Below are 18,881 nucleotides of genomic sequence, written 5' to 3'. Positions count from 1 at the left end.
ACCCAGCCCTGGTGACCTCCGTGCAAGACTCCTCAGCCCTGCCCGTCCGTCCGCACCCATGCCCCGGCCTGCTGCGCATCGTGGCCTCCCGCGATGGCGGCATCTGCCGTATCAAGCTGCCCTGTGGGCAACTCGACGCCCGCGCCGCGCGCGCCATCGCCCAGGCCGCCGAACGCCATGCCGACGGCGTGCTGGAAGCGACCAACCGCGCCAACCTGCAGATTCGCGGCGTGCAGGCTGGCGCCGAACATGCGCTGAGCCAAGAGCTGCTGGCCGCCGGCCTCGGCCCTCGTGAGCTGGCCTCGGACGATGTGCGCAACCTGCTGGTCAGCCCGGCGCTGGGCCTGGATGCCTCGGCGATGTTCGACCCTGCGCCACTGGCCGGGCAGTTGCTCGACCTGCTGGAGCGCACCCCGCGCTTCCACGGTCTGTCTCCCAAGTTCGGCATTCAGCTGGACGCCGGTGAAGCGCTGGCAATGCTGGAGCACCCCAACGACCTCTGGCTGTCGGCCATGTCCGACGACGCGGCACCGCTGTTCGCCTTCGGTCTCGCCGGCTGTCCGCCGCAGCGCGAGACGGATCGTCCCGCCCTCGCCGCCGTTTCTGCCGAGCAAGTACCGCTACTGGTGGAAAGCCTGCTGCACCTGTTCCTCGATCTCGCCGGCGACGGCCAGACGCGCATGCGCCACCTGCGCGAGATGCTCCGCGACGAAGTGCTGCTGGAGCGCCTGCAGCAACGCCTGCCTTTCCAGTTGCACCTCGGGCCGGCTGTGGATAACTGGCGACGTCCTGCACCGCGAGCATTCGGCCATCTCGGGATTCAGCTACAGCGCCAGCCGGACCGCGCCATGGTCGGTGCGGGATTCGTCCTCGGACGCCTGGACAGCACCACGCTGTTCGGCCTGGCCGACCTCGCCGAGCGCTTCAGCGGCGGACAGCTGCGTCTGACGCCCTGGCAAAGTCTGATCCTCCCTGGCGTGGCACCCACCGATGTCGCCGTCGTCCTCGGCGCGCTGGCCAACCTCGGCCTGGTGATCGACGCCGCTCAACCGCTCTCGCGCATCGTCGCGTGCAGCGGCTCCACGGGTTGCGCACGCGGGCTGGCCGACACCAAGGCCGACGCCCTGCGCCTGGCCACACGCCTGCGCCACGCAGCCCAGGCCGGCGTGCACCTGTGCGGCTGCCCGCGTTCCTGCGCCGCCGCCCACGTTGCCCCCTACACCCTGCTGGCCGTCGCCGACGGCCGCTATGACCTGTTCCGCCGCGCCGATGGCGTGGCCGGCTTCGGCCTGCCGCTGGCGCGCAACCTTTCCCTCGATGCCGCGGGCGATCTGCTCGCCGCACCTGGAGCTTCCACCGATGCTTGATTACATCCGCGACGGCCAGGCGATCTACCGCCAATCCTTCGCCACCATCCGCGCCGAGGCCGACCTCAGCGCCGTCCCCGCCGACCTCGAGAAACTCGCCGTGCGGGTGATCCACGCCTGCGGCATGGTCGACGTCGTGCAGGATCTGCGTTTCTCCGCCGGCGCCGGGGCCATCGGCCGTGCGGCGCTGGCCGCTGGCGCGCCGATTCTCTGCGATGCGCGAATGGTCGCCGAGGGCATCACCCGCGCCCGCCTGCCGGCACACAACGGGGTGATCTGCACCCTCAATGATCCGGACGTTCCGGAACTCGCCCGCGAGCTGGGCAACACCCGCTCGGCGGTGGCGCTGGAACACTGGCGCGAGCACCTGGAAGGCAGCGTGGTGGTGATCGGCAACGCGCCGACCGCCCTCTTCTACCTGCTGGAAATGCTCGATGCCGGCGCCCCGAAACCGGCGCTGATCCTCGGTTTCCCGGTGGGCTTCGTCGGCGCCATGGAGTCCAAGGATGCCCTCGCCGCCGACAGCCGTGGCGTGCCCTACGTGATCGTGCGCGGACGCCGTGGCGGCAGCGCGATGGCCGCTGCGGCGGTGAACGCCCTGGCCACGGAGGTGGAGTGATGACCGGCCGCCTCATCGGCCTGGGCGTCGGCCCGGGCGACCCGGAACTGCTGACCCTCAAGGCCCTGCGCCTGCTGCGCGCCGCCCCGGTGATCGGCTACTTCGTGGCCAAGGCCAAGCACCACGCAGGTCTTGGCGGCAACGCCTTCGCCATCATCGAACAGCACCTGCTCGATGAGCAGCAGCGCCTGCCGCTGGTCTACCCGGTGACCACCGAGAAGCTGGAGCCGCCACTGACCTACGAAGGCGTGATCAGCGACTTCTACGACACCGCCGCCGAGCAGGTGGCGATGCATCTGAACGCCGGCCGCGACGTGGCCGTGATCTGCGAGGGCGACCCGTTCTTCTACGGCTCGTACATGTACCTGCATGACCGTCTTTCGGAACGCTATGACACCGAAGTCGTACCCGGCGTCTGCTCGATGCTCGGTAGCGCGGCGGTGCTCGGCGTGCCGCTGGTGTATCGCAACCAGAGCCTGTCGGTACTCTCCGGCGTGCTCCCAGAAGACGAGCTCAAGCGCCGCCTGGCCGACGCCGATGCGGCGGTGGTGATGAAGCTCGGCCGAAACTTCGACAAGGTCCGCCGCGTGCTGCGCGAGCTGGGCCGTGACGGCGGAGCCCATTACGTCGAGCGCGCGACCATGCGCGAGCAGCGCATCGTCGCGCTGGACGACGTCGATCCGATGGCTTCGCCGTACTTCTCGATGATCGTCATCCCCGGCCAGCGGTGGAACGGCTGATGCGCGCCGCCATCGTCATTCTCGGCCAGGGCGCCCTGGCCACGGCCCGACGCCTGCAGGGCGCTTATCCACAGGCGCGCGTGATGGGTCTGAAGGATCGCGTCGAAGGCGCCGATGAGTCCTACGCTAACTTCGGCGAGACCTTGCGCCGCCTGTACCGTGATGACACCCCGATCATCGCCCTGTGCGCTGCCGGTATCGTCATCCGCACCCTCGCTCCGTTGCTGGTAGAGAAAGGCGCAGAGCCGCCGGTCCTGGCCGTGGCCGAAGACGGCAGCGCCGTGGTGCCGCTGCTCGGTGGGCTCGGCGGGGTAAACCGCATGGCCCGCGAGATCGCCGCCAAGCTGAACGTGGCGCCCGCCATCACCACCAGCGGCGAGTTGCGCTTCGGCGCCTGCCTGCTCGACCCGCCGCCGGGCTATGCGCTGGCGGACATCGAGCAGGGCAAACGCTTCGTCTCCGACCTGCTGGGCGGTGACACCCTGCGCATCGAGGGCAACGCACCCTGGCTGGACGAGCTGGACCTGCCGCTGGCCGAAGATGCCGCACACACCCTGCGCATCGACGCCCGTGCCGAGGGCATCGGGCAGCATGAGCTGCGCATCCATCCGCGTATCGTCCTCGCCCATGTCACGCTGGTGGACTCGCAACTGCCCGAGCGCATCCGCCAGGGCCTGGCGCAGGCCGGCCTGGCCGAGGCGTCGCTGGCAGCACTGATCGCCCCGCGCTGTCGGATGGCCGATCCAGCACTGTCCATGGCTGCCGCAGAGTTGAATGTTCCGCTGCGCTTCGTCGAGCAGGACGCGACGCTGCCAGCGGAAGTGCTGCACGGCGATTCCTTCCATCTGCACCGCGCCGCCACTCCGCTGGAAGCCCAGAGCATCGGCCAGCCGCGCGGACGTCTTAGCGTGATCGGTCTCGGCCCCGGCGCCAGCGACTTCATGATTCCCGCCGTACGCCGCGCGCTGGACGAAGCCCAGGACCTCCTCGGCTACGAAACCTACGTGAAGATGGCCGAGCCGCTGCGCGACGACCAGGTGCGCCACTGCACCGACAATCGCGAGGAAATGCAGCGCGCCCGTCACGCCTTCGAACTGGCTGCCAGCGGCCGGCGCGTGGCGGTGATTTCCTCCGGTGACCCCGGCGTGTTCGCCATGGCCGCCGCCGTGATGGAAGCCCTGCACGAGAGCAGCGATCCGCACTGGCATGGCGTGGAGCTGGAGATACTGCCAGGTGTGTCCGCTGCGCTGGCCGCCGCGGCCAAGGCCGGGGCACCGCTGGGACATGACTTCTGCCTGATTTCTCTGTCGGACAACCTCAAGCCCTGGGAGACCATCGAGACGCGCCTGGACCATGCCGGTGCCGCCGACCTGGCCATGGCTTTCTACAACCCGATCTCCAAAGCGCGCCCCTGGCAGCTGGGGCGCGCGCTGGAAATCGTCCGCCACCACCGCACGCCGGAAACCCTGGTGGTGCTTGGCCGTGACATCGGCCGCCCGGCGGAGGCGCTGCGCGTCGTCACCCTGGGCGAACTGGTACCGGAGATGGTGGACATGCGCACCCTGGTGATCATCGGCTCGTCCCTGACCCGGCGCTTCCCCCGTGCCGGCGGTGGCGACTGGGTGTACACGCCGCGCTGGTACCGCTGAACCCGGGCGTTTCACGCCAATTCTGCCTATTGGCGCCCGCGTAGGATGGCGTGGAGCGAAGCGATACCCATCGATAGCCTGGCTGTCAGGCTGATGGGTATCGCAAGCTCCACCCATCCTACGAACTGGTATCACTGAACCCGGGCGCCGAACCCTGTAGGAGCGGGCCATGGGGCGCTCCTACAGGGAATCGCCCACGGCTCAGACACATCTTGCAAATGGCCAGCGCCTTGTTGAAAATGCGATAAATTATCATTTACAAGCTCTGCGCACCCATGTCCTCGACCTTCGACGTCCAGTCGCTCTACAGCGACCATCACGGCTGGCTGCACAACTGGCTTCGCGGCCGATTGGGCAATGCCGCCGATGCCGCCGACCTGGCCCAGGACACGTTCCTGCGCGTATTGCTCAGACCCGAGCGCGTCGAACTGCACACACCACGCGCGTTCCTACGCACCGTCGCCCGCGGCCTGGTCATCGACCACTGGCGACGCCAGGAGCTGGAGCGCGCCTACCTCGACTCCATCGCCCATCTGCCGGAAGCGCAGGTGCCCTCAGCGGAAGACCGGCACAACATCCTGCAATTGCTGGAAAACATCGCCCGTCTGCTCGACGGCCTCAAGCCGAAGGTGCGCAAAGCCTTCCTGCTGGCTCAGTGCGAAGGCATGCCCCACGCGCGAATCGCGGAGGAACTGGGCGTCTCGGTACGCTCGGTGGAGCGCTACATCGCCGAAGCGCTGTTCCACTGCTACCAGCTGCGGTACGCCGAGTGAGCGGCGCCAGCGCAACGCCCGATCCACGGGTGGTGAAACAGGCCATCCAATGGACCCTGCGCCTGAACGGCACGGCCGATCCCGAACTGCTCAGCGCCTGCGAACATTGGCGCCAGGCCAACCCCGAACACGAAACCGCCTGGCTGCGGGTGCAGGCGCTGAACAGCGAACTGGCCAGCGGTTACCAAGCCGTGCCCGGCGCCCGTGTGGCGCTGGAGACGCTGGAAAACACCACCCAGCGCCTGCAACGGCGCCAGGCGCTCAAGCTGCTCTCGACCTTCGCCATCGGCGCCTCCGCGCTGTGGCTGGCCCGCGATGTCACGCCCTGGCAGCGCTGGATGGCGGACTTCAGCACGGGGATCGGCGAACGCCAGCGCTTCACCCTGGCGGACGGCAGCATCCTGCAACTGAACACCGACAGTGCGGTGAACGTGCGCTTCGATCCGAGCCAGCGACTGCTGATTCTGGAGCGCGGTGAAATCCTCCTGAGCACGGCCAAGGATGCCGCGCGACCGCTGCGGGTGAGCAACCGCGACGGCCTGTTCGAGGCGCTGGGCACGCGCTTCGTGTTGCGCCAGGACGAACGCTCTACGCGCCTGAGCGTGGAGGACGGCTCGGTGGCGATCGCCCCACGTGTTCGCGGCCAGACCACCGCCATCGCCGAAGCCGGGCAGACCTACGAGATCAACGGCGACAGCGCACTGCTGGCCGAGCGGAGCAACATGGACAGCGCCGCCTGGACCGACGGGCTGATCGTCACCCGCGACATGCGCCTGGCCGATTTCCTTGCGGAAATTGGCCGCTATCGCCACGGGCATCTGCAGTGCGATGCGAGCGTGGCCGACCTGCGCCTGTCCGGGGTATTCCGCCTGGACGACACCAACCAACTGCTCGCCCTGCTGCCGCAGACCCTGCCAGTACGGATAGAGAAACGCACGGACTGGTGGGTGACGGTCACCGCGCGGGGCTGAATGGGAAGATCGGCGCTCGGCCCAGCCCCCTCTCCCCCGCCCTGGCTGCGCGCCCCGCTCCGAAGGGAGAGGGAGTTATCCGTGCGAACGGAAAGCACTGCGCCCACCGGCGAGCAAAGGCGTATCACCCCACTCCGATCAGTCCCCTCTCCCTTCAGGGAGAGGGAGAGGGGCCCTTGCCCGAGCCTCAAACCAAGCCACCGACAAGATCGCCGCCAAATAATATTTCTTCGCAATCGCGAATTATTTCTGTCGGGTTTCGCCGCCTCGGCCGGCAAGGAGGAATAACCCGATCATTTCCCTTGTCCACGGAAGCCCCTCCATGCGAGCCGTCCACGTCCCGACCAACTCTCCCGCCCTGCCCCGCGCCAGCCGGCTGGCCCACGCCGTGCGCGGCGCCCTGCTCTGTGCAAGCCTGGGCGCCAGCCTGCCGCTGAACGCCGTTGCTGCGGACGCCAGCGCCATCACCAGCAGCCGCGGCTATGCCATTCCGGCCGGCCCGCTGGGCGAGGTGCTGAACGCTTTCGCCCGCGAAGCGGGAATCACCCTGTCGGCTACCCCGGAGCAGACCCGCGGCCTGAACTCGGCTGGGCTGAACGGCACCTACTCGGTGGACCAGGGCCTGGGCCGTCTGCTGGTGGACACCCCGCTGGAAGCAGTGGATCAGGGCAACGGCAACTACGTACTGCGCCCGGCCGCGCCGACCGACGTACTGGCCATGCCGGCCAGCGACGTATTCGCCCTCGGTAATGCGCTGGGCGAGGAAGACGGCTACCTGGCAACCCACAGCCAGATCGCCACCAAGACCTCCAAGTCCCTGCTGGAAACCAGCCAGAGCGTCTCGGTCATCACCCGCGAGCAGATCGACGACACCGCCTCGAAGACCGTGCAGCAAGCCATGCGCTACACCCCCGGTATCTTCACCGGCCAGGTCGGCGCGTCGAACCGCTACGACTATGTGGTGATGCGCGGCTTCGCCGACAACAGCGTGGACAACATCTACCTCGACGGCCTGAAGGCCATGGGCGATAGCGGCACCTTCAGTTCGATGCAGATCGACCCGTACTTCCTCGAGCGCATCGACGTGCTCAAGGGCCCGTCCTCGGTGCTCTACGGCCGCAGCCTGCCCGGCGGCCTGGTGGCGCTGACCAGCAAGAAGCCGCTGTACGAGGACTACCACCAGATCACCGGCACCGTCGGCAACATGGGCCAAAAGGAAATGGGCTTCGACTTCAGCGGCCCGCTGGATGAGGAAAAGCGCATCGCCTACCGTCTGGTCGGCCTGGGCAAGGGCTCGGACACCCAGTTCGACCACGTCAAGGAAGAGCGCTACGCCATCGCCCCAACCCTGGCCATCGACTTCACCGACGACACCACGCTGACCCTGCAGGGCTACCTGCAACACGACCCGAACGGCGGCTACCACGGCGGCGTGCCGGCGGACGGCGCGCTGTACCACCACAACGGCCAGAAGATCTCCCGCGAGTTCTTCGACGGCGAGCCGAGCCAGGACGACTTCGACCGCACCCAGCGCATGTTCGGCTACCAGCTGGAGCACCGCTTCGACGACGTGTGGACCGCGCGGCAGAACTTCCGCTACCTGGATTCCGACGTCGACCTCTCGCAGGTCTACGCCTACGGCTGGACCGCACCGGACCAGAACACCCTGAACCGCTACTACTCCGGCGCCAGCGAGCACCTGCAGGCGTACATCATCGATAACATGGCCCAGGCCGAGTTCAACACCGGCGCCGCCAAGCACACCCTGCTGATGGGCCTGGACTACCAGAAGCGCCGCACCACCGTGGACTGGCGTTCCGGCTCGGTGGCGCCGCTGGATGCCTTCGACCCGCACTACGGCAACGACGCCATCAGCTACTACCCCGACGACAACCACACCCGTCGCCTGGAACAGACCGGCGTCTACCTGCAGGACCTGATCGACATCGACCACTGGCGCTTCTCCCTGGGCATGCGCGAGGACTGGGTGACCGTCGAGGACAAGAACCGCAGCAGCGGCAGCAAAGCCGACGACGACTGGAAGAAATTCACCGGACGCATCGGTGCGCTGTACCTGTTCGACAACGGCATCGCGCCGTACATCAGCTACTCCGAGTCGTTCAACCCCAACGCCTACTCCGACCAGTCCGGCACGCCGCTGGAGCCGACCGAGGGCAAGCAATGGGAAGCCGGCCTGAAGTTCCAGCCCGAGGGCAGCCGCAGCCTGTACACCGCGTCGATCTTCCACATCACCCAGGAGAACGTCGCCTCGAAGGAGCCGCAGGACAACTTCTACACCTCCGTGGGTGAAGTGCGTTCCCAGGGCTTCGAGCTGGAAGCCCACACCCAGGTCACCGACAACCTCAAGGTACTCGGCAGCTACACCTACACCGACATCACCTACACCAAGTCGCTCGACGGCAACCAGGGTCACACCCCTAACCAGGCGCCCAAGCACATGGCCTCGCTGTGGGCTGACTATGGCTTCAACGCCGGCCCGCTGGACGGCCTGACACTCGGTGGCGGCGCCCGCTATGTCGGCGAGACCTGGGCGGACAAGGAAAATACCCTGCGCGTACCGGACTACACCCTGGTGGATGCACGCATCGGCTACGACCTGTCTCGCGTTGGTCTGAAGGGTCTGGATGTCAGCCTCAACGCCAACAACCTGCTGGACAAGGACTACGTGGCGTCCTGCTACAGCCTGGATTTCTGCTACTTCGGCGAGAAGCGCAACGTCACCGCGACGGTGAACTATCAGTTCTGATCGCCCGTCACCCGGCGCTTTTTGTAGGAGCGAGCTTGCTCGCGAACGGGGTTTCCGGCGGCACCGATGCTGGGCGGTTCGCGAGCAAGCTCGCTCCTAAAGGGATTTCGGACTCATAAGCCCCGTGGCGCGGCCGTCGCCACGGGGCTTTTTTGCTTTTTAGAACTCCGCCGCGTGGCGGTAACGCGCTTCCAGCTCCAGGGAAATGCGATAGGCCTGCGCCTCGCCTTCGGTGTGGAAGATGCCGACCAGCAGGCCTTCCTGGTGCACATCCCAGCAACGCCCACCGATGGCGCGGAACTCGCGGGATTTGTGGTCGTCGTCACGCTCGGTCACTGTAATGCTCATGTCTTTTCTTCTCCGGTTTTGCCGTACATCAAGGCAATTCCAGAATCATTTAATTAGCTAGCTAATTAAATAGATACTTTCGAGAAAGACCTTTACGAAGATTCGCCAAAACGAGCGTCCCAGAAACGCAAAAGCGCAGCTCGAAGGCTGCGCTCTTGGTGACGGAACCGTACGACTCAGAACGGAATGTCGTCGTCGAAGCTGTCGTAGTCCGGAGCCGGTTGCGGCGCGGGCTGGGACTGTTGCTGCGGCGCAGGACGCTGGGCCTGCTGCGGACGCTGCTGCGGCTCGCGGGGAGCGCGCGGAGCATCGTCACCACCGGCGCCCGGACGGCCACCCAGCAGCTGCATGTTGCCGTTGATGTCGACCACGATCTCGGTGGTGTACTTGTCCTGACCGTCCTGACCCTGCCACTTGCGGGTACGCAGGCTGCCTTCGACATAGATCTGCGAGCCCTTGCGCACGTACTCGGCGACGATTTCCGCCAGGCGACCGAAGAACACCACGCGGTGCCACTCGGTACGCTCCTGCTGCTGACCGGTCTGCTTGTCCTTCCAGCTCTCGCTGGTGGCCAGGGTGACGTTGGTCACCGCGTTGCCGTTGGGCATGTAACGGGTTTCCGGATCGCCACCGACGTTACCCACCAGAATGACTTTGTTAACCCCACGGGCCATGACGCTCTCCTAAAGGCTTCAGCACGTCGCCTGCTCGGCGCCGGCAAGGCGCTCGAGGGACGTGCGATCAACTTGTTGGGAATCCACTTTGACATAAGCGGCCGCTTCTTCAGCGACCACCATCACATCGCTCACACCGGGCAATGCCTTGAAACGCTCAGCCAACGAAGCATCGCGCAGCGCCTCATCGGACAGAGGCAGGCGAATACTCGTTACATAAGGCGGTTCACGCATGGTAACAGCAATCGCCAGCCAGATGGCAGCCAGCACCGCGCAGCCGATGAACACCCCGTCGAGCCCGCCATGCTGGTACATCCAGCCACCCAGGATGCCGCCTACGGCAGCGCCGAGGAACTGGCTGGTGGAGTACACGCCCATCGCCGTGCCCTTGCCGCCGGCCGGCGACACCTTGCTCACCAGCGACGGCAGCGAGGCCTCCAGCAGGTTGAACGCGGTGAAGTAGACGATGATGCCGAATACCAGTTCCTTGAGGCTGTTGCCGAACTCCCAGAAGAACAGCTCGCAGAGCATCAGGGTCGCCACGGCGCCGGCCAGCACGCGCTTCATCTGGCGCTTTTTCTCGGCGTAGATGATGAACGGGACCATGCCGAAGAAACCCACCAGCAGCGCGGTCAGGTAGACCCACCAGTGTTCTTCCTTGGGCAGCCCGGCGCGCTCCACCAGGGCCAGCGGCAAGGCGACGAAGCTGGCCATGAGGATCGCGTGCAGGACCAGGATGCCGGCGTCCAGGCGCAGCAGCTCGCCGTTCTTCAGGGTCGGCAGTAGCGACTGCTTGGCCACGCTGGACTCGCGGTGCTGCATGCGGTGGTCGGGCGTGGGCACGAAGAACAGAATGATCAGCATGCCCACCAGGGCCATGCCGGCGGTGAACCAGAACAGACCGTGCAGGCCGAACCAGTGGGTCAGCACGGGGCCGGCGACCATCGCCACGGCGAAGGACACACCGATGCTCATGCCGATCATCGCCATGGCCTTGGTGCGGTGCTGCTCGCGGGTGAGGTCGGAGAGCATCGCCATCACGGCCGCGGAAATCGCCCCGGCGCCCTGCAGGACACGGCCGGCGATGATGCCCCAGATGGAATCGGCATTGGCCGCCAGCGCGGCGCCAGCGGCGAACACCAGCAGGCCGACGATGATGATCGGGCGACGGCCGATGCGGTCGGACAGCGTGCCCAGCGGAATCTGCAGGATCGCCTGGGTCAGGCCGTAGGCGCCAATGGCCAGGCCGATCAGTGCCGGGGTGGCGCCGGCCAGGTCCTGGCCATAGGTCGCCAGGACCGGCAGGACCATGAACATGCCGAGCATGCGGAACGCGAAGACCAGCGACAGGCCGGCGGCCGCACGGGTTTCGGTGCCACTCATGCGCTCAGTGTGGGAATCTTGCATAAGCCCCTCATGAAAAGAAAAAACGGGAATGCGCTGGATTGCCCCCGTGGCATCGCGCCCCCGGGCCCTGCAGGGCCGGTTGTCGCCAACGCCGAAAAATAGCCGCGCATTCTACCAGCCCAACGGTCCAAGGGCACACACGCGCTACTTTGCCGCGTGCCGGAAACGCCCCGTATAATCGATAGTTTTCGCCCGCCATGCGAGGCCGCAGTGGACAAGATCCTCATCCGTGGGGCACGTACCCACAACCTGAAGAACATCGACCTGACCCTGCCGCGCGACAAGCTGATCGTGATCACCGGCCTGTCGGGTTCCGGCAAATCTTCCCTGGCCTTCGACACCCTCTACGCCGAGGGCCAGCGCCGTTACGTGGAATCCCTGTCGGCCTATGCCCGGCAGTTCCTCTCGATGATGGAAAAACCCGACGTCGACACCATCGAAGGCCTGTCGCCGGCGATTTCCATCGAGCAGAAATCCACGTCCCACAACCCGCGCTCCACCGTGGGCACCATCACCGAGATCTACGACTACCTGCGCCTGCTCTATGCGCGTGTCGGTATCCCGCGCTGCCCGGACCACGACATCCCGCTGGAGGCGCAGACCGTCAGCCAGATGGTCGATCAGGTGCTGGCGCTGCCCGAAGGCCGCAAGCTGATGCTGCTGGCTCCGGTGATCCGCGAGCGCAAGGGCGAGCACCTGGCGGTGTTCGAAGAGATGCGCGCCCAGGGCTTCGTTCGCGCCCGCGTCGACGGCAAGCTCTACGAGCTGGATGAAGTGCCCAAGCTGGACAAGAAGCTCAAGCACTCCATCGATATCGTGGTCGACCGCTTCAAGGTTCGTGGCGACCTGCAGCAGCGCCTGGCAGAGTCCTTCGAGACGGCGATCAACCTGGCCGACGGCATCGCACTCGTAGCCCCGATGGACGACGAGGAAGGCGAAGAGATGATCTTCTCCGCCCGCTTCGCCTGCCCGATCTGCGGGCATTCCATCAGCGAGCTGGAACCCAAGCTGTTCTCCTTCAACAACCCGGCCGGCGCCTGCCCGACCTGCGACGGCCTGGGCGTGAAGCAGTTCTTCGACGCGCGGCGGGTGGTCAATGGCGAGCTGACCCTGGCCGAAGGCGCAATCCGCGGCTGGGACCGGCGCAACGTCTACTACTTCCAGATGCTCGGCTCGCTGGCCGGGCACTTCGGCTTCAGCCTGGAAGAGCCCTTCCAGGACCTCGACCCGGACCACCAGAAGTTCATCCTCAACGGCTCGGGCCGCGAGAACGTCGAGTTCCGCTACCTCAACGACCGGGGCGACATCGTCAAGCGCGCGCACCCGTTCGAAGGCATCCTGCCGAACCTGGAGCGCCGCTACCGCGAGACCGAGTCGGCCACCGTGCGCGAGGAACTGGCCAAGTTCCTCAGCACCCAGCCCTGCCCGGACTGCCACGGCACCCGCCTGCGCCGCGAGGCGCGCCACGTGTGGGTGGGCGACAAGACGCTGCCGGCGATCACCTCGATGCCGGTGGGCACCGCCTGTGAGTACGCCGAGAGCCTGACCCTCACCGGTCGCCGCGGCGAGATCGCCTCGAAGATCCTCAAGGAAATCCGCGAGCGCCTGCAGTTCCTGGTCAACGTTGGCCTCGACTACCTGACCCTGGACCGCAGCGCCGACACCCTGTCCGGCGGCGAAGCCCAGCGCATCCGTCTGGCCAGCCAGATCGGCGCCGGCCTGGTGGGCGTCATGTACATCCTCGACGAACCCTCCATCGGCCTGCACCAGCGCGACAACGAGCGCCTGCTGGGCACCCTGACCCACCTGCGCAACCTGGGCAACACGGTAATCGTGGTCGAGCACGACGAGGACGCCATCCGCCTCGCCGACTACGTCGTGGACATCGGTCCCGGTGCCGGCGTGCACGGCGGCCAGATCGTCGCCGAGGGCACGCCGCAGCAGGTGATGGACCATCCGGACTCGGTCACCGGCGCCTACCTGTCCGGGCGTACCAAGATCGTCGTGCCGGCCGAGCGTACCCCGCGCAACAAGAAGCAGTTGCTCAAGCTCAAGGGCGCGCGCGGCAACAACCTGCAGAACGTCAACCTGGAGATCCCGGTCGGCCTGTTCACCTGCATCACCGGGGTGTCCGGCTCGGGCAAGTCGACGCTGATCAACAACACCCTGTTCCCGATCACCGCCACTGCGCTCAACGGCGCCACCACGCTGGAAGTCGCGCCTCACGATTCGTTCGACGGCCTGCAGCATCTGGACAAGGTGGTGGACATCGACCAGAGCCCCATCGGCCGCACGCCACGCTCCAACCCCGCGACCTACACCGGGCTGTTCACACCGATCCGCGAGCTGTTCGCCGGCGTGCCGGAAGCCCGTTCGCGCGGCTACGGCCCGGGGCGCTTCTCGTTCAACGTCAAGGGCGGCCGCTGCGAAGCCTGCCAGGGCGACGGCGTGATCAAGGTGGAGATGCACTTCCTGCCGGACATCTACGTCCCCTGCGACGTGTGCAAGGGCAAGCGCTATAACCGCGAGACCCTGGAAGTCCGCTACAAGGGCAAGAGCATCACCGAGGTGCTGGACATGACCATCGAGGATGCGCGCGCGTTCTTCGATGCCGTACCGGCCATCGCCCGCAAGCTGCAGACGCTGATGGATGTCGGCCTGTCCTACATCAAGCTGGGACAGAGTGCGACGACACTGTCCGGCGGTGAGGCGCAGCGGGTGAAGCTGTCTCGCGAGCTGTCCAAGCGCGATACCGGCAAGACCCTGTACATCCTTGACGAGCCGACCACCGGCCTGCACTTTGCGGATATCCAGCAATTGCTCGACGTGCTCCATCGCCTGCGCGACCACGGCAACACCGTGGTGGTCATCGAGCACAACCTGGACGTGATCAAGACCGCCGACTGGCTGGTCGACCTTGGCCCCGAGGGCGGCTCCAAGGGCGGCCAGATCATCGCCACCGGCACGCCGGAGCAGGTCGCGGAGCTGGCGGCATCGCACACCGGGCACTTCCTCAAACCGCTGCTGGAGCGTGATCGGGCCTGATCCGCAGCCGCATGAAAAAGCCCCTGTCGCCTTCCGGCGCAGGGGCTTTTTCTTGAGCCTTTGTAGGAGCGGGCCATGCCCGCGACACGCGCGAATAGCGCGCGCCTGAATCAGAGCTGCGACTGCAGGTAATTCTCCAGACCCATCTTGGCGATCAGGCCGAGTTGCTGCTCCAGCCAGTAGGCGTGGTCTTCCTCGGTGTCGGTGAGCTGCACGCGCAGGATATCGCGGGTGACGAAGTCCTTGTGCTTCTCGCACAGGGCGATGCCCTTGGCCAGCGCGGCGCGTACGTGGCGCTCCAGCTTGAGGTCGGCCTCCAGCATCTCCGGCACGGTCTTGCCCGGATGGATGTCGTCCGGACGCATGCGCGGGGTGCCTTCGAGCAGCAGGATGCGGCGCAGCAGGGCGTCGGCGTGCTGGGTTTCCTCTTCCATCTCGTGGTTGAGACGCTCGTAGAGCTTGGTAAAGCCCCAGTCCTCGTACATGCGCGAGTGGATGAAGTACTGGTCGCGAGCGGCCAGCTCACCGGTCAGCAGCGTGTTGAGATAATCGATAACCTCGGCGTGGCCTTGCATCAGCCTTCTCCCTGGGACGTGACAGCGAATTAAACGGCGCTATGGTCGCGACTGGCCATGACCGGGGTCAAGTCCGCAATGCCCCACAAACGCGACCGCCCTCCGAAGAGGGCGGCCGTTTACAGGCTGAAGTTTAGTCCAGCTTCAGGCCCAGTGCCTTGGCGACACCTTCGCCGTAGGCCGGATCGATCTTGAAGAACAGCGCCAGTTGGCGACGCTGGATCGCCTCCGGCACACCAGCCATGTCACCGGCGATGTTCTCGTACAGACGCTCCCGCTGAGCTTCGTCGAACAGGCGGAACAGCGCGGCCGGCTGGCTGTAGTAGTCATCGTCCACGCGGTGGTTCCAGTGATCAGCGCTGCCTTCCAGGGTCAGCGGCGGCTCGGAATAGTCCGGCTGCTCCTGCCACTGGTTGAAGCTGTTCGGCTCGTAGGTGACGGTCATGTCAGCGTTATTGCCGTCCACCCGCATGGCCCCGTCGCGGTGATAGATGCGCGGGTTGTTGCGCGCAGCGTTCACCGGGATCTGGTGGTGGTTCACCCCCAGGCGGTAGCGGTGCGCATCACCGTAGGAGAACAGGCGGCCCTGAAGCATCTTGTCCGGCGAGAAACCGATGCCGGGGACGATGTTCGCCGGACTGAACGCGGATTGTTCGACCTCGGCAAAGTAGTTCGCCGGATTGCGATTGAGCTCGAAGTAGCCGACCTCGATCAGCGGGTAGTCGCCGTGCGGCCAGACCTTGGTCAGGTCGAACGGGTTGTAGCGGTAGGTCGCTGCTTCCTTCTCCGGCATCACCTGCACATACATCTTCCAGCGCGGGAAGTCGCCGCGGTCGATAGCGTCATACAGGTCACGCTGCGAGCTTTCGCGATCGGCGCCAACCAGCTTGGCGGCTTCCTCATTGCTCAGGTTCTCGATGCCCTGCTGAGTCTTGAAGTGGAACTTGACCCAGAAGCGCTCGTTGCCGGCGTTGATGAAGCTGAAGGTATGGCTGCCGAAACCATGAACGTGGCGGTAGCTGCGCGGCAGGCCACGGTCGCTGAAGTCGATGGTCAGTTGATGCAGCGCTTCGGGCAGGTGCGAGAAGAAGTCCCACTTCAGCGTGGCATTGCGCAGGTTGGTGCGCGGGTCGCGTTTCACCACGTGGTTCAGGTCGGGAAACTTCAGCGGGTCGCGGAAATAGAAGACCGGGGTGTTGTTGCCGACCAGGTCCCAGTTGCCTTCCTCGGTGTAGAACTTCAGGGCGAAGCCGCGGATATCGCGCTCGGCGTCGGCAGCCCCACGCTCGCCGGCAACCGTGGAGAAGCGCAGGAACAGGGGAGTCTGCTTGCCGACCTCGGCAAACAGCTTCGCGCGGCTGTAGCGGGTGATGTCGTGGGTGACGGTGAAAGTGCCGTAGGCGGCGGAGCCCTTGGCGTGCATGCGACGCTCGGGGATCACCTCACGATCGAAGTGCGCAAGCTTCTCCAGGAACCAGACGTCCTGCAGCAGCATCGGGCCCCGCGGGCCGGCGGTCTGGACGTTCTGGTTATCAGCGACCGGCGCTCCGGCAGCAGTCGTCAGGCGGGTGTTGTCACTCATCGTTACTCTCCTCAACGGCGGGGTGTTGGAAGTCCGACACTGCACATGGACGGTGAGTGCGGCCCAACATCCCAATCGGACAATTAAGCGCTTCCATCGGCTATGCGGCTGTTGATCCAGCTCAGCTAGCAGTAGAAGTCGACGCCGTTAAGGATCGGTGACAATGGGATGGATCAGCCAATTCATTGATTCGAGCTGATCGATAGATAAAAACTTTTCGATAGGCGATAAAAAACCGGGCACAAGGCCCGGTTTCTTATAAGGCGTAAACCTTACTCTGCAGCTTCTACTGCTTGGCCGCCAACAGCGCGGTCAATCAGTTCGACGTATGCCATGGGGGCATTGTCGCCGGCGCGGAAGCCGCACTTCAGGATGCGCAGGTAGCCGCCCGGACGGTTGGCATAGCGCTTGCCCAGTTCGTTGAACAGCTTGCCTACGGCTTCTTTCGAACGGGTACGGTCGAAAGCGAGACGACGGTTGGCAACGCTATCCACTTTAGCCAGGGTGATCAGCGGCTCGGCAACGCGACGCAGTTCCTTGGCCTTGGGCAGGGTGGTTTTGATCAGTTCGTGTTCGAAGAGCGACACAGCCATGTTCTGGAACATAGCCTTGCGGTGCGCGCTGGTGCGGCTCAGGTGACGACCACTTTTACGATGGCGCATGGTTCAATTCCTTTCCAAACTTTACGTTCGGTAGCTACGACGATCAGGCAGTAGCCTTGTCGTCTTTCTTGAGACTTGCCGGCGGCCAGTTGTCGAGGCGCATACCGAGGGACAGACCGCGAGAGGCCAGAACGTCCTTGATTTCGGTCAGGGACTTCTTACCCAGGTTCGGCGTTTTGAGCAGCTCTACTTCGGTGCGCTGAATCAGGTCACCGATGTAGTAGATGTTCTCTGCCTTCAGGCAGTTGGCCGAACGGACGGTCAGCTCAAGGTCATCGACCGGACGCAGCAGGATCGGATCGATCTCGTCTTCCTGCTCTTCAACAACAGGCTCGCTGTCGCCTTTGAGGTCCACGAACGCTGCCAGCTGCTGTTGCAGGATGGTAGCGGCGCGACGGATAGCCTCTTCAGGGTCCAGGGTGCCGTTGGTTTCCAGATCGAGGACCAGCTTGTCCAGGTTGGTACGCTGTTCGACACGGGCGTTTTCGACCACGTAGGCAACACGACGTACGGGGCTGAACGAGGCATCGAGCTGAAGACGGCCAATGCTACGGCTTTCGTCTTCATCGCTCGAGCGGGCATCAGCCGGCTCGTAGCCACGGCCACGAGCGACTTTCAGCTTCATGTTCAGCGCGCCGTTATCGGCCAGGTGGGCGATAACATGGTCACCGTTGACGATCTCGACATCATGATCCAGCTGAATATCGGCAGCGGTCACCACACCCGAGCCCTTTTTCGCCAGGGTCAGCGTCACTTCGTCACGACCGTGCAGCTTGATAGCCAGGCCTTTCAGGTTGAGCAGGATCTCGATGACGTCTTCCTGCACACCTTCGATGGCGGAGTACTCGTGGAGCACGCCGTCGATCTCGGCCTCGACTACTGCACAGCCAGGCATGGAGGACAACAGGATGCGACGCAGCGCGTTGCCCAGGGTATGGCCGAAACCACGCTCGAGAGGCTCGAGAGTGATCTTGGCGCGGGTTTGGCTGACCACCTGCACATCGATGTGGCGGGGGGTCAGGAACTCATTTACCGAACTCTGCATGGATGCACCTATTTTCTAGCCCTTACTTGGAGTAGAGCTCGACAATCAGGTTTTCGTTGATGTCGGCGGACAGATCGGCACGAGCCGGGACACTTTTGAAGGTGCCAGCTTTCTTGTCGGAGTCCACTTCGACCCACTCAACGCGACCGCGCTGGGCGCACAGGTCCAGAGCTTGGGCGATACGCAGCTGGTTCTTCGATTTCTCGCGAACAGCAACTACGTCACCGGCTTTGACCTGGTAGGACGGTACGTTTACGGTCTGACCGTTGACGCTGATGGTCTTGTGGGACACCAGCTGACGGGATTCGGAACGGGTGGAACCGAAGCCCATACGGTAGACGACGTTGTCCAGACGGCACTCAAGCAGCTGCAGCAGGTTTTCACCCGTGGAGCCCTTGCGGCGGGACGCTTCCTGATAGTAGCCACGGAATTGACGTTCCAGAACGCCGTAGATGCGGCGAACTTTTTGTTTCTCGCGCAGCTGCAGACCGTAGTCGGACAGGCGACCACGACGCTGGCCATGCTGGCCGGGAACTTGTTCTGCCTTGCACTTCGAGTCGAGGGCACGAACGCCGCTCTTCAGGAAGAGGTCAGTGCCTTCGCGGCGGGACAGTTTGCACTTGGGACCAATGTAACGAGCCATTTCTCACTGTCTCC

At 64.9% G+C, this 18,881-nt stretch carries 16 protein-coding genes; 8 read left to right on the top strand and 8 right to left on the bottom strand.

Annotated elements, in window-relative coordinates; translation table 11 throughout:
* The first annotated feature begins 11 nt into the window (after window positions 1-11).
* From cobG to FAS41_RS02220, 7 genes are all read left to right on the top strand, one after another.
* The gene (gene cobG, locus FAS41_RS02250) at window positions 12-1,367 is read left to right on the top strand and encodes a precorrin-3B synthase (RefSeq protein WP_425048986.1); all 1,356 of its coding nucleotides are present in this window, start codon (window positions 12-14) and stop codon (window positions 1,365-1,367) included.
* On the top strand, window positions 1,360-1,986 hold the full coding sequence (locus FAS41_RS02245; RefSeq protein ID WP_138520047.1) for a precorrin-8X methylmutase: 627 nt from the start codon (window positions 1,360-1,362) through the stop codon (window positions 1,984-1,986). The genes cobG and FAS41_RS02245 overlap by 8 nt, the downstream gene beginning before the upstream one ends.
* Entirely contained in the window at window positions 1,986-2,726 is a 741-nt protein-coding gene (locus FAS41_RS02240; protein WP_138520046.1) for a precorrin-2 C(20)-methyltransferase, read from the top strand. Before FAS41_RS02245 ends, FAS41_RS02240 begins: the two co-directional genes overlap by 1 nt.
* Window positions 2,726-4,375, top strand: a complete 1,650-nt coding sequence (gene cobJ / locus FAS41_RS02235) for a precorrin-3B C(17)-methyltransferase (RefSeq protein ID WP_138520045.1) — start codon at window positions 2,726-2,728, stop codon at window positions 4,373-4,375. The genes FAS41_RS02240 and cobJ overlap by 1 nt, the downstream gene beginning before the upstream one ends.
* Window positions 4,376-4,650: 275 nt before the next feature.
* Complete coding sequence (locus FAS41_RS02230) at window positions 4,651-5,148, top strand: sigma-70 family RNA polymerase sigma factor (RefSeq protein ID WP_138520044.1); 498 nt, start codon at window positions 4,651-4,653, stop codon at window positions 5,146-5,148.
* A complete protein-coding gene (locus FAS41_RS02225) occupies window positions 5,145-6,119 on the top strand; it encodes a FecR domain-containing protein (protein WP_218939098.1) in 975 nt (324 codons plus the stop codon). The genes FAS41_RS02230 and FAS41_RS02225 overlap by 4 nt, the downstream gene beginning before the upstream one ends.
* Before the next feature lie 322 nt (window positions 6,120-6,441).
* Window positions 6,442-8,886, top strand: a complete 2,445-nt coding sequence (locus FAS41_RS02220; protein WP_138520043.1) for a TonB-dependent siderophore receptor — start codon at window positions 6,442-6,444, stop codon at window positions 8,884-8,886.
* A gap of 159 nt (window positions 8,887-9,045) precedes the next feature.
* Here FAS41_RS02220 and FAS41_RS02215 read toward each other — a convergent pair whose 3' ends face one another.
* The 3 genes from FAS41_RS02215 to FAS41_RS02205 form a co-directional block, all read right to left on the bottom strand.
* Window positions 9,046-9,234 carry a hypothetical protein gene (locus tag FAS41_RS02215; RefSeq protein ID WP_138520042.1) on the bottom strand — a complete coding sequence of 63 codons (189 nt, stop codon included), beginning with the start codon at window positions 9,232-9,234 and terminating at the stop codon, window positions 9,046-9,048.
* Between the two features lie 176 nt (window positions 9,235-9,410).
* Window positions 9,411-9,908 (bottom strand): single-stranded DNA-binding protein, encoded by a 498-nt coding sequence (gene ssb / locus FAS41_RS02210; protein WP_017521888.1) that lies wholly within the window; start codon window positions 9,906-9,908, stop codon window positions 9,411-9,413.
* Window positions 9,909-9,926: 18 nt separating this feature from the next.
* Window positions 9,927-11,315 (bottom strand): MFS transporter, encoded by a 1,389-nt coding sequence (locus FAS41_RS02205; RefSeq protein ID WP_138520041.1) that lies wholly within the window; start codon window positions 11,313-11,315, stop codon window positions 9,927-9,929.
* A gap of 210 nt (window positions 11,316-11,525) precedes the next feature.
* Between FAS41_RS02205 and uvrA the strand changes: the two genes are divergently transcribed.
* Entirely contained in the window at window positions 11,526-14,360 is a 2,835-nt protein-coding gene (gene uvrA, locus FAS41_RS02200; RefSeq protein ID WP_138520040.1) for an excinuclease ABC subunit UvrA, read from the top strand.
* A gap of 110 nt (window positions 14,361-14,470) precedes the next feature.
* Here the strand turns inward: uvrA and bfr are convergent, their stop codons facing one another.
* The 5 genes from bfr to rpsD form a co-directional block, all read right to left on the bottom strand.
* Complete coding sequence (gene bfr, locus FAS41_RS02195) at window positions 14,471-14,935, bottom strand: bacterioferritin (RefSeq protein ID WP_138520039.1); 465 nt, start codon at window positions 14,933-14,935, stop codon at window positions 14,471-14,473.
* Between the two features lie 133 nt (window positions 14,936-15,068).
* Window positions 15,069-16,517, bottom strand: coding sequence for a catalase KatA (gene katA, locus FAS41_RS02190; RefSeq protein WP_138520038.1), 1,449 nt, complete (start codon window positions 16,515-16,517; stop codon window positions 15,069-15,071).
* A 272-nt stretch (window positions 16,518-16,789) separates the two neighbouring features.
* Window positions 16,790-17,179, bottom strand: a complete 390-nt coding sequence (gene rplQ / locus FAS41_RS02185; RefSeq protein WP_015475338.1) for a 50S ribosomal protein L17 — start codon at window positions 17,177-17,179, stop codon at window positions 16,790-16,792.
* A 43-nt stretch (window positions 17,180-17,222) separates the two neighbouring features.
* A complete protein-coding gene (locus FAS41_RS02180) occupies window positions 17,223-18,224 on the bottom strand; it encodes a DNA-directed RNA polymerase subunit alpha (protein ID WP_009617182.1) in 1,002 nt (333 codons plus the stop codon).
* Window positions 18,225-18,246: 22 nt separating this feature from the next.
* Entirely contained in the window at window positions 18,247-18,867 is a 621-nt protein-coding gene (gene rpsD, locus FAS41_RS02175; RefSeq protein WP_138216857.1) for a 30S ribosomal protein S4, read from the bottom strand.
* Window positions 18,868-18,881: the final 14 nt, after the last annotated feature.

It is taken from the genome of Pseudomonas nicosulfuronedens, from assembly GCF_005877905.1.
GTDB lineage: Bacteria > Pseudomonadota > Gammaproteobacteria > Pseudomonadales > Pseudomonadaceae > Pseudomonas > Pseudomonas nicosulfuronedens.
The sequence above is the reverse complement of the archived record's forward strand: the minus strand, read 5'-3'. Positions and strand labels throughout refer to the sequence as shown.